The organism is Actinosynnema sp. (assembly GCF_052038725.1).
Window position 1 is genome coordinate 1 of the sequence record NZ_JBQGCX010001436.1, and the last position, 11743, is coordinate 11743.

Genomic DNA, 11743 nt, shown 5'->3' on the forward strand with positions numbered 1-11743 from the left:
ACCGGGGGTGGTCGGTCCACTGTGGAGCCTCCCGCCGTCGGGGCGCGGCCGGGTGACCGTCCTCTTGGGACGGACCGGCGCGCCGGGTTGCCGCCGGGGCGCGCGCCACCCGGACGGCCGACCCCGTGCGGGGGGTCGACCCGGCCGGTGCTCGGCGGAGCGCGACCCACCCGGAGGGGCTGGTCCGTTCGGGCGAAAGCCCTTCCGGGGAAGACGGTGACCGCCCGTTTGCGGAAAGCCCGCTCGGGGGGTGTCACCGCTGGTAGCGCTGGATCGTTCACTGCATCGGTTCGGGTGACCATTGCCCGACACCGCTGGATGGGGGATAAGGTCCGACGCCATGCGAGCACTACGCCGGTTCACCGTCCGAGCCAGCCTCCCCGAGCCGCTGTCGGCACTCGGCACCCTCGCCACCAACCTGCGCTGGACCTGGCACCAGCCCACGCAGGACCTCCTCGCCTCGGTCGATCCGGGGCTCTGGGCCGAGAGCGGCGACCCGCTGCGCGTCCTGTCCACGGCTTCGCCCGACCGGCTGGAATCGCTGAGCGGGGACGAGGAGTTCCTCGGCCGCCTGCGGGCCGCCGCCGACGACCTCGACCGCTACCTCACCGACGACCGCTGGTTCCAGCGCAGGCGCGCCGAGCAGGGCGACGGCGCCCCGCTGCCGTCCGCGATCGGCTACTTCTCCATGGAGTTCGGCGTCACCGAGGCGCTGCCCAACTACTCCGGCGGCCTCGGCGTGCTGGCGGGCGACCACCTCAAGGCCGCCTCCGACCTGGGCGTCCCGCTCATCGCCGTCGGCCTGCTCTACCACTCCGGCTACTTCCGGCAGTCGCTGTCCCTGGACGGCTGGCAGGTGGAGCACTACCCGGTGCTCGACCCGCGCGCCCTGCCGCTGGAGCTGGTCACCGAGCGCTCCGGCGCGCCCGTGCTGGTCCACGTGACCATGCCCGGCGGCCGGGTGCTGCGGGCCAAGGTGTGGAAGGCGCAGGTCGGCCGGGTGCCGCTGCTGCTGCTCGACTCCGACGTCGAGGACAACGACGACGACCTGCGCGGCGTCACCGACCGCCTCTACGGCGGCGACCAGGACCACCGCATCCGCCAGGAGATCCTCGCGGGCATCGGCGGCGTGCGCGCCGTGCGGGCGTTCTGCGAGGCCACCGGCCACGCCCGCCCCGAGGTGTTCCACACCAACGAGGGCCACGCCGGGTTCCTGGGCCTGGAGCGCATCCGCGAGCTGGTCACCGGCGACGGGCTGGACTTCGACCAGGCCCTCGCCGCCGTCCGCGCGGGCACCGTCTTCACCACGCACACCCCGGTGCCCGCGGGCATCGACCGGTTCCCCGTCGACCTCGTGCAGCACTACTTCGGCGACGAGGAGCTGCTGCCGGGCGTGAGCACCCAGCGGGTCCTCGCGCTGGGCGCCGAGGAGAACCCCGGCCTGTTCAACATGGCCCACATGGGCCTGCGGCTGGCGCAGCGCGCCAACGGCGTCTCCAAGCTGCACGGCACGGTCAGCCGGGACATGTTCCGCGGCCTGTGGCCGGGCTTCGACACCGCCGAGGTGCCCATCGGCTCCGTCACCAACGGCGTGCACGGCCCCACCTGGGCGGACGCCCGGATGAGCGCCGTGGTCGAGGGCGCGGAGATCTCCGACGAGGAGCTGTGGGAGCTGCGCGGGCGCCTGCGCGGCAAGCGGGTCGACGAGGTGCGGCGGCGCACCAGGGCGTCGTGGTTGCAGCGCGGGGCGTCCGCGCTGGAGCTGGGCTGGACCGACGACGTGTTCGACCCGGACGTGCTCACCGTCGGCTTCGCCCGGCGGGTGCCCACGTACAAGCGGCTCACCCTCATGCTGCGCGACCCCGAACGCCTGCGGTCGATGCTGCTGCACCCGGAGCGGCCGGTGCAGCTGGTCGTGGCGGGCAAGTCGCACCCGGCCGACGACGGCGGCAAGGCGCTCATCCAGCAGATCGTGCGGTTCGCCGACGACGCGGGCGTGCGCCACCGCATCGTGTTCCTGCCGGACTACGACATGTCGATGGCCCGGTTCCTCTACTGGGGTTGCGACGTCTGGCTGAACAACCCGATGCGCCCGCTGGAGGCGTGCGGCACGTCCGGCATGAAGTCGGCGCTCAACGGCGGCCTGAACCTGTCGATCCGCGACGGCTGGTGGGACGAGCTGTACGACGGGTCCAACGGCTGGGCCATCCCCACCGCCGACGGCGTCGGCGACCCGACCCGGCGCGACGACCTGGAGGCGACGGCGCTCTACGAGCTGCTGGGCAACCAGGTGGCCCCGCTGTTCTACGACCGGACCGACGGGGCGCCGCGCGGCTGGCTGGCGATGGTCAGGCACACCCTGGCCTCGCTCGGGCCGTCGGTGCAGGCGTCCCGGATGGTGCGGGAGTACGTGGAGGAGCTGTACGCGCCCGCCGCCGGGTCGGCCGAGGCCGTGGTCGGGGACGGGTACCGGGGCGCGAAGGAGCTGTCGGCGTACCGGCAGCGGCTGCGGTCGTCGTGGGCGCGGGTGCGGGTGCTCGACTCGGAGATCCGGCTCGGCGAGGGCACCCCGGTGCTGGGCGCGCCGGTGTCGGTGCGGGCGCGGGTCGACCTGGCCGGGCTGGAGCCGGGCGAGGTGGACGTGCAGGCGGTGCTGGGGCGGGTCGGCGACGGCGACGAGCTGGTCGACGCGGTGACCACCCCGATGCGGCACGTGGGCGGCGAGGACTACGAGGCCGACCTGACCCTGCCGCACGCGGGCGGCGTCGGGTACACCGTCCGGGTGCTGCCCAAGCACGAGCTGCTGGCCTCGCGGGCCGAGCTGGGGCGCGTGGTGCTGGCGGGGTAGCCGCCGGGTCCCGCGGTGACGGGCGGGCGTCGGACCTCGGGGTCCGGCGCCCGCTCTCGTCCCGCGCCGGGGTCAGGCGATGTTCAGCCGGGCCGAGGTCTCCGCGACCCTGGGCGACCAGCCCGCCAGCCGCTCGGCCTCGGCGAGCGCCTCGCGGGCCGCGGCGTTGTCGCCCGCCGCCATGTGCGCCCTGGCCACCGAGGCGAGCGCGTCGGCGCGGGAGAGCGAGCTCTCGCTCACCTCGGCCGCCTGGCGCGCCATCCGCAGGGCGGTCTCGACGTCCCCGGTGATCAGGGACAGCTGGGCGACGACGCCGCTGCACCGGTAGGACGGGAAGCCGAGCTGGATCGCGCCGTCGAGCGCCCGCTGCGCCGCGCCCAGCCCGACCTCGGCGGGCAGCATCCCGGCCTCCACGGCGTTCGCGGTGGTGCTGGCCATCTCGGCCATCAGGAACGCCATGTCGCGCTGGTTCAGGTCGGGGCGGCCGACCAGGGAGCTGACCAGCTTCAACGCCTCCGCGTGCTTGCCGCGCAGGGTGAGCACGCCGGTCTTGGAGCCGATCGCGACCAGCAGGTCGGGGTGCGCGGCCACCAGCTCGTCGGCGATGCGCTCGGCCTCGTCCAGGTCGCCGGACTCCAGCGCGGTCACCGCCCGGTTGACGGCGGGGGTGGCCTCCAGCTCGGCCAGCGGCCTGCCGGACAGCCGGGGCAGCGCGAACAGGAACCAGCCCATCGAGGTCAGGCCCGCGCCCCGGCGGGGGACCAGCGCGTTGACCAGCACGGCCGTGCCCGCGACGGCGAACCCGCGCGCGAGGGGGCTCGAGGCGGCGAACCAGGCGGCGGCGACGGCGGCGGCGGTGAGCAGGACGGCGGTGAGGGCGGTGCCCCACAGGCGCGGGCGGGCGGGTGACTTCACCGAGGTGAGGATGACCGTGAACAGCAGCGGGATGCTCCGCAGCACGACCCGGCGGCCCTCGCCGTTCCAGGTCTTGAGCTCGGAGCCGACGCCGATGGTCAGCTGGGAGACCCGGACGGACCGGGCCAGCGCGCCGAGCACCTGCCCGAGCACGAGCAGCGCCAGGCAGGCGAACCCGCCGAGCACCGCCCCCAGCAGGGCCAGGGGGTAACCGGACAGGCCCCAGAGCAGGAGCGTCAGGGGGACCAGGGCGGTCAGCAGCTTCCACACGGTGTGCGGACGCTACCCGCTCCCGGCGACATCGGTAACCCGAACGCGTGAGCGGTGGGGGAGCGGGCCGGGAACGGGCGGGGAACGGGTGGTTCGGCGGGCCGATCGGGCGAGGGTGGTGGGCCGAAGGGGTGAGGGGGCGTGCGGGCGGCGGGTTGCGCGGTGGGGCGTGGACGGCGTTGTGCCCGCGGTGGGGCGCGGGTGGCGGGGCGCTGCGGGGAGGTGCGCGGGTGGTGGGCGCGGGGTCAGCGGACCGCGTCGGTGGGGCCCTGGCGCACGGGCAGGCCCGCCGCCGCGTAGCCCCGGAAGCCGCCCGCCAGGTCGGTGGCCAGGGGCAGGCCCAGCTCCCGCAGGTCGCGGGCGGCCAGCGAGGAGGCGTAGCCCTCGTTGCAGACGACCACCACGCGGGTCGCGGCGGTGAAGCCCGGCAGCCGGAACCCGCCGAACGGGTCGAGCCGCCACTCCAGCACGATCCGCTCCACCGGCACCGAACCGGGGATCTCGCCCTCGGCGGCCCGGTTGTGCTCGGGGCGGATGTCGACCACCAGCACGTCGGCGGCGCGCCCGGACCCCGCACCGGACCCCGCACCGGGCGCGTCGCCGAGCAGCTCGTGCAGGCGCTGCGGGGACAACCGGTCGAGGCCCTCCCGCGCCCGCGCCAACCGCGCGTCCAGCGCGCTCGCGCCCGCCGAACCCGCGCCCACATCCGCCAAGCCCGCGCCCGCCGCGCCTGCGGCCCCCGCGCTCGCGCCCGCCGGGCCCACCTCGCCCGCCTCTGCGCCCCTCGCTTCCGCCCTCCCCGCCCCTGCGTCCTCCGGATGTGCGGTGTGCAGCTCGCTCTCGCTCACGGGCCCTCCAGGTCGGCCAGCTCGCGCAGCCGGTCCAGGGGGAGCCGGTGCGCGGGCAGGGGCGGGATGGTGGTCGGGATGTCCCACAGGCTGCGGTAGTCGCGGGTCGGGACCAGCGGGGGCGAGTAGGCGTGCACGCTCGACGCGTTCGCCCCCGAGGTGTTGCGCACCTGGTGCGCCCGGCCCGCGCCGAAGCCCAGCGCGGCGCCCGCCCGCCGGGTCGCGGTGCCGACCTGGCCGCCGGGGTGCCGGAAGTCCTCGTGCAGCTCGCCCTCCAGCACGGTGAACGAGCCCGCCGCGCCGCCGTGGTCGTGCGGCTCCGTGCCCTGGCCGGGCGCCCAGGACAGCAGCCACAGCTCGACGCCCTCGGTCAGGCCCAGGCGCGCCCACCAGCGCTGCGGGCGGGTGTACCGGACCAGGTCGGTCAGCTCGGCGCGGAAGCCCGACGCCACCGAGGCGGTCAACCCGCGCAGCTGCGACGGGGTCCACAGGTCGCGGCCGGGGTGCAGCAGGGCGCGCAGGGCGTCCGCGTCGAACCGGGGGTGCAGGTCGGCGGCGGCCTCGCCGACGGGGCGGATCTGGGTCGTGGGCATGACGGCTCCTGGGTGCCACGTTCGGGGGTGCTGACGTGGGGGAGACGCGACGCTGGGACCCGCGGCGGCGAAGCGCGCGGGCGGGTGGCGGCGAGCCGATCGCTCAGCGGCCGGGAGCGCGTCGCGTCCCGCTACAGCCGCAGGAGGCGACCAGCAGCAGGTCGACCGTGCGGTCGCTCCAGAACAGGGCCACGGACGCATCGTCGCACGTCGCGGCGTTCCACGCGGCTGCTCCCACCAGTCAGGAAAACCTCCGCCGCCGAGGTTCCGCCGTCCGTGGTCCGGAGTCCGGCCGCACCCGCTGGGCCCGCCGCCCCGCCCCACGAGGCGGCGCCCGGCGGTACCGGGCCTGCCCCGCGCCGCCCCGGCGCCCCCGGACCGGCCCCCTACTCCGGCACCCGCAGCAGCACCAGCGACCGCCCCATCAGCGACAGCGACGCCCCCGCCGCCAGCGCCCCGCCCGCCGCCGGGGCCCCGTCCGGGGTGCTGGAGTCCAGCGCGGGCTCGTACCGCGTCCCGTACTCCGCCGACGGCAGCCGCACGTCCACCGCGTCCGCCGCCGCGTTCACCAGCAGCAGCCACGAGTCGTCCGACACCAGCTCGCCGTCCCTGGTGCGCGACAGGCTCGTCGACCCGTCGATCCACATCCCCAGGAACCGCCTGCCCTCGTCGAACCAGTCGGTCTCCGCCATCTCCTCGCCGTCGGCCCGGAACCACACCAGGTCGGGCTCGCCGTGCCGCCGCCCCTCGAAGAACTCCGGCTGTCGCAGCGCCGGGCTGTCCGCCCGCAGCGAGATCACCCGCCGGGTGAACGCCGTCATCGCGTCGCCCTCGGGCGTGGGCGCCCAGTCCACCCAGGACGTCTCGTCGTCCAGGCAGTAGGCGTTGTTGTTCCCGCCCTGCGTGCGCCACAGCTCGTCGCCCGCCGTCAGCATCGGCGTGCCGGTGGACAGCAGCAGCACCGCCAGCAGGTTCCTGGCCTGCCGCGCCCGCAGCGCCAGCACCGCCGGGTTGTCGGTCTCGCCCTCGACGCCGCAGTTCCACGACCGGTTGTCGTCGGTGCCGTCGCGGTTGTCCTCGCCGTTGGCCTCGTTGTGCTTGTGGTTGTACGAGACCAGGTCGCGCAGGGTGAACCCGTCGTGCGCGGTGATGAAGTTGATCGACTGCCAGGGCCGCCGCAGGTCGTCGGCGTACAGGTCGGAGGACCCGGACAGCCGGTAGGCCAGGTCGCGCACCCCGGTCGACCCGCGCCAGAAGTCCCGCACGGTGTCCCGGTACCGCCCGTTCCACTCGGCCCACTGCACCCCGAAGTCGCCGACCCGGTAGCCGTCGCCGGTGGCGTCCCACGGCTCGGCGATCAGCTTGCAGGTGGACAGCACCGGGTCCGAGGTGATCGCGGTCAGCATCGCCGACGACCGGTCGAACCAGCCGCCGCCGGGCCTGCCGAGCGTGGACGCCAGGTCGAACCGGAACCCGTCCACGCCCATCTCGGTGGTCCAGTACCGCAGCGAGTCGGTGACCATCCGCACCACCTGCGGCGACCCGGCCTCCAGGGTGTTGCCGCAGCCGGTGATGTCGAGCGTGCTGCCGCCGTCGGTGTGCAGGTAGTAGCCGGGCGCGTCGAACCCCCGGTAGGACAGCGTCGGGCCGTCCGGGCCGCCCTCGCAGGTGTGGTTGAACACCACGTCCATGATCACTTCGATGCCGACCGCGTGCAGCGCCGCCACCATCGTGCGGAACTCCTCGACCTCCTCGCCGGGCACCGACGCGTAGTCCGGGTGCGGCGCGAAGTACGACAGCGGCGTGTACCCCCAGTAGTTGCGCCTGCCCGCGCGGGTGAGGCCCTGCTCGTCGATGAACGCGTGCACCGGCAGCAGCTCCACCGACGTCACGCCCAGCCGCACCAGGTGCTCCACGGCCGCCGGGTGGGCGAGCCCCAGGTAGGTGCCGCGCAGCTTCGGCGGGACGTCCGGGTGCAGCTTCGTGAACCCGCGCACGTGCAGCTCGTACAGCACCGCCTCCTCGAACGGCACCTCCGGCTTCACGCCCGTGTCCGGCCCGCCCGGCGAGGCCACCACGGACAGCGGCGCGGACCCCAGCGAGTCCACCGCGGACGGCGGCCCGAGCATCGGGTCGCCCGCGTAGCCCAGCACCGCGTCCAGGTCGGTCACCTTGCCGGTGACCCGCCGCGCGTACGGGTCGACGAGCAGCTTCGCCGGGTTGCAGCGCAGCCCCCGCGACGGGTCGTACGGGCCGTGCACCCGGTACCCGTAGCGCTGACCGGGGGTGACGCCGGGGATCAGGCCGTGCCAGACGCCGAACGTCCGCTCGGTCAGCTCCACCCTGCGCTCCGCCCCGTCCTCGTCGACCAGGCACACCTCGACGGCGTGCGCCGGGGGCGCGGACACGGCGAAGCGGACCCCGCCCGCCTCCGGGTGGGCCCCCAGGGGGAACGGGCGGCCCGCGAGCACGATGGGTTCGGCAGCCATGCGTCGATGGTCGCAGGATTTGATCGTTTCGGCTGGGCCGGGAGGGCGGCGGACCGCGCTCGCGCGGGCACGATCAGCCACTTCGCCGGTGATCCCGGTCACCGCCACCCGGATGGGCTCACCCCGCTGTTCGGCGCGCGGCCCGCTTTCCACAACAATGGGGGTGGCGTTGGTGTCTGGCGAGGCGGGGCGGCGTGGAGAACGAGGATCTGGTCATCGACATGCGGGGCGTGTCGGTCCGGCGCGGGCAGGCCACTCTGGTCGGCGGCGTCGAGTGGGGCGTCGAGCTGGACGAGCGCTGGGTGGTGCTCGGCCCGAACGGGGCGGGCAAGACCACCCTGCTCCGGCTGGCCAGCGCCGAGGTGCACCCCAGCGAGGGCGAGCTGACGGTGCTGGGCGAGCGGATCGGGCGCACCGACGTGTTCGAGCTGCGCACCCGCATCGGCCTGTGCACGAACGCGCTCATGGGGCGCATCCCGCGCGACGAGAAGGCCGTCGACGTGGTGGTCAGCGCCGGGTACGCGATCATGGGCCGCTGGCGCGAGCACTACGACCAGCTGGACACCGGGCGGGCCCGCGAGCTGCTGGGGACCCTGGGCGTCGAGCACCTGGCGGAGCGCGAGTTCGGCACCCTGTCCGACGGCGAGCGCAAGCGCGTGCTCATCGCCAGGGCGCTGATGACCGACCCGGAGCTGCTGCTGCTGGACGAGCCCGCGTCCGGGCTCGACCTCGGGGCCCGCGAGGACCTGGTCGCCCGGCTGTCCGAGCTGGCGCTCGACCCCGACGCGCCGGCGAGCGTGCTGGTCACGCACCACGTCGAGGAGATCCCGCCGGGCTTCACGCACGCGCTGCTGCTGCGCGAGGGCGCCGTCGTCGCGCAGGGCCTGCTGGACGACGTGCTCACCGAGGACAACCTGGCGAAGACCTTCGACCAGCCGCTGGAGCTCCAGCGCGCGGGCGACCGCTACTTCGCCCGGCGCAAGGCCGGTGCCGCCGGAGCGGGGGCTACCGAGTAGTAGCGTCGTGCTCGCGGTTCGGGCCCGGCAGGCACGCGCGTGCCTCGGGCGGCCCTCGCGCGCCCGCGCGCGACCGCGTCCCGCGCGCCCCGGTCCCACCCGGCGGCGCGGCGCCCGAGTGAGGTCGAGGAGGACCTGTGGCTGAGTTCGCACGGCTCGAAGTCTCCGACGGGATCGGAACCATCCGGCTCGACCGGCCGCCGATGAACGCCCTCAACCGGCAGGTCCAGGAGGAGATCAGGGCCGCCGCCACCGAGGCGTCCGCGCGGGCCGACGTGCGCGCGGTGGTCGTCTACGGCGGTCCGAAGGTGTTCGCGGCGGGCGCGGACATCAAGGAGATGGCCGACCTGTCCTACGCCGAGATGGCCGAGCGCGCCGCCGGGTTCAGCTCCGCGCTGCGGGCCGTCGAGGAGATCCCGAAGCCGACCGTCGCGGCCATCACCGGCTACGCGCTGGGCGGCGGGTTCGAGCTGGCGCTGTGCGCGGACCGGCGGATCGCGGGCGACAACGCCAAGGTCGGGCAGCCCGAGATCCTGCTCGGCGTCATCCCCGGCATGGGCGGCACGCAGCGGCTGCCCCGGCTGATCGGGCCGTCCCGCGCCAAGGACCTGATCTACACCGGCCGGTTCGTCGGCGCCGAGGAGGCGCTGCGCATCGGCATGGTCGACGAGGTGGTGGCCCCGGACGACGTGCACGCCGCCGCGCTGCGGTGGGCCGGGCAGTTCACGGCGGGGCCCGCGCGGGCCTACGCCGCCGCCAAGGCCGCGATCGACGGCGGGCTGGACACCGACCTCGGCAGCGGGCTCCGGCTGGAGAGCCAGCTGTTCGCGGCGATGTTCGCCACCGAGGACCAGAAGACCGGCATGAGGTCGTTCATCGAGAACGGGCCCGGAAAGGCGGAGTTCAGTGGCAAGTGACCCCACGACCGGCACCACCGGCGTCGAGGCCCCCCAGACCGACCCGAAGCCGCACCCGCACGCCACCGAGGACGAGGTGAAGGCCGCCTACGGCGACCCCAAGCTCGCCAACGTGCTGTACCACGACTGGGAGGCGGGGACCTACGACGAGAAGTGGTCCATCTCCTACGACGAGCGCTGCATCACCTACGCCGTGGACCGGTTCCGCGCCGTCTCCGGCGGCACGGGGCCGTACGAGCACGCGCTGGAGCTGGGCTGCGGCACCGGGTTCTTCCTGCTGAACCTCATGCAGGGCGGGGTGATCGAGAAGGGCTCGGTGACGGACCTGTCGCCCGGCATGGTCGAGGTGGCGCTGCGCAACGCGCAGAACCTCGGGCTGGACGTGGACGGGCGGGTCGCCGACGCCGAGCGCATCCCGTACGACGACAACACGTTCGACCTCGTGGTCGGGCACGCGGTGCTGCACCACATCCCGGACGTGCCCGCCGCGATGCGCGAGGTGCTGCGGGTGCTCAAGCCCGGCGGGCGGTTCGTGTTCGCGGGCGACCCCACGAACATCGGCAACTTCTACGCGCGCAAGCTCGGGCAGCTCACCTGGTGGGCCACCACGAACCTGACCAAGGTCGTGCCCGGCCTGGACGACTGGCGGCGACCGCAGGAGGAGCTGGACGAGTCCTCGCGCGCGGCGGCGCTGGAGGCCGTGGTGGACCTGCACACGTTCGACCCCGGCTCGCTGGAGGAGGTCGCGCGGGAGGCGGGGGCCGAGCAGGTCAAGGCGGTGACGGAGGAGCTGTCGGCGGCGCTGTTCGGGTGGCCGGTGCGCACCTTCGAGGCGGCCGTGCCCAGGGAGAAGCTCGGGTTCGGGTGGGCGATGTTCGCCTACCGGACGTGGCAGCGGCTGTCCTGGGTGGATGAGAACGTGCTGGCCAAGGTCCTGCCGCGCGAGGTGTTCTACAACGTGTCCGTGACGGGCCGCAAGGTCTAGTCGTGGGGTACGGCTTCAGCCTCGACGACGTGGCGTACCTGCGCTCCGACGCCGGGTGCGCCGCGCTGTCGGCGCTGTCCGGGCTGCCGCTGACCGACGCGTCGCGCCTCGCGGACGTGGCGGCGGCCCGGCGGGAGGCCGGGGAGTTCTTCGCGGCGGTGCTGGAAACGCTGCTGCTGCGGCGGAAAGCTCCGTCCAAAGTGGACTTCGTGGACGGGTTGTACACCGACGACGCGCTCCAGCAGGCCACCGCGGCCCCGGTGGCGCGGCACCGGGCGTCCCGCTTCACCGGGCCGGTGCACGACCTGACCTGCTCGATCGGCGCGGAGCTGGCGTGGTTGCCGGAGGGCTCGATCGGCTCCGACCTGGACCCGGTGCGGTTGGCGATGGCCAGGCACAACCTCGGCCCGGACGTGGGCTTGGCGCTCGCGGACGCGCTGCGCCCGGCCTCGCGCGGCGTCCCGCTGCTGGCCGACCCGGCGCGCCGCGACTCGGCGGGGCGGCGCACCTGGCGCCCGTCGGACTTCCTCCCGCCGCTGGACGGCCTCGCGCAGGCGTGTGCCGATCGGGACCTGGCGGTGAAGTGCGCGCCGGGCGTGGACTTCGCGGTCGCCCCGTGGGCCGACGAGGTCGAGGTGGTGTCGCTGGACGGGCAGGTGCGCGAGGCGTGCCTGTGGACGCGGGGCCTGGCCACACCGGGCGTGTCGCGGCGGGCGACCGTGCTGCGCACCGGCGGCGAGCCGTGGACCCTGACCGACGCGGAACCGGACGACTGCCCGGTGGCCGAACCGGGCGAGTGGCTGGTGGACCCGGACGGCGCGGTCGTGCGGGCCGGCCTGGTGCGGCACTACGCGGCGCGCCA

Annotated in this window: 9 protein-coding genes; 5 read left to right on the plus strand and 4 right to left on the minus strand. The window is 74.8% G+C overall.

The genetic code is table 11. The features are described 5' to 3' along the window. Positions 1 to 340: 340 nt before the first annotated feature. Positions 341 to 2848: an alpha-glucan family phosphorylase gene (gene glgP, locus ACTUAL_RS30345; protein WP_440902640.1), complete on the plus strand. Its 2508-nt coding sequence runs from the start codon at positions 341 to 343 to the stop codon at positions 2846 to 2848. Between the two features lie 72 nt (positions 2849 to 2920). On the opposite strand, the gene ACTUAL_RS30350 is transcribed toward glgP, so the two are convergent. The 4 genes from ACTUAL_RS30350 to glgX form a co-directional block, all read right to left on the minus strand. Continuing rightward, a complete protein-coding gene (locus ACTUAL_RS30350; protein ID WP_440902641.1) occupies positions 2921 to 4033 on the minus strand; it encodes a hypothetical protein in 1113 nt (370 codons plus the stop codon). 245 nt (positions 4034 to 4278) lie between these two features. Beyond that, entirely contained in the window at positions 4279 to 4737 is a 459-nt protein-coding gene (locus ACTUAL_RS30355; RefSeq protein ID WP_440902643.1) for a rhodanese-like domain-containing protein, read from the minus strand. A gap of 140 nt (positions 4738 to 4877) precedes the next feature. After that, positions 4878 to 5474, minus strand: a complete 597-nt coding sequence (locus ACTUAL_RS30360) for a cysteine dioxygenase (RefSeq protein WP_096496722.1) — start codon at positions 5472 to 5474, stop codon at positions 4878 to 4880. A 386-nt stretch (positions 5475 to 5860) separates the two neighbouring features. After that, positions 5861 to 7963 carry a glycogen debranching protein GlgX gene (gene glgX, locus ACTUAL_RS30365; protein WP_096496721.1) on the minus strand — a complete coding sequence of 701 codons (2103 nt, stop codon included), beginning with the start codon at positions 7961 to 7963 and terminating at the stop codon, positions 5861 to 5863. 221 nt (positions 7964 to 8184) lie between these two features. On the opposite strand from glgX, the gene ACTUAL_RS30370 reads away from it, so the two are divergent. The 4 genes from ACTUAL_RS30370 to ACTUAL_RS30385 all read left to right on the plus strand — a co-directional run. After that, positions 8185 to 8979 (plus strand): ABC transporter ATP-binding protein, encoded by a 795-nt coding sequence (locus tag ACTUAL_RS30370; RefSeq protein WP_096498070.1) that lies wholly within the window; start codon positions 8185 to 8187, stop codon positions 8977 to 8979. 137 nt (positions 8980 to 9116) lie between these two features. Further along, complete coding sequence (locus tag ACTUAL_RS30375; protein WP_096496720.1) at positions 9117 to 9896, plus strand: enoyl-CoA hydratase/isomerase family protein; 780 nt, start codon at positions 9117 to 9119, stop codon at positions 9894 to 9896. Then, positions 9886 to 10881: a class I SAM-dependent methyltransferase gene (locus ACTUAL_RS30380; RefSeq protein ID WP_096496719.1), complete on the plus strand. Its 996-nt coding sequence runs from the start codon at positions 9886 to 9888 to the stop codon at positions 10879 to 10881. The genes ACTUAL_RS30375 and ACTUAL_RS30380 overlap by 11 nt, the downstream gene beginning before the upstream one ends. Before the next feature lie 2 nt (positions 10882 to 10883). Beyond that, positions 10884 to 11743: class I SAM-dependent methyltransferase (locus tag ACTUAL_RS30385; protein ID WP_440902642.1), on the plus strand; the 860-nt coding region annotated here is incomplete at its 3' end.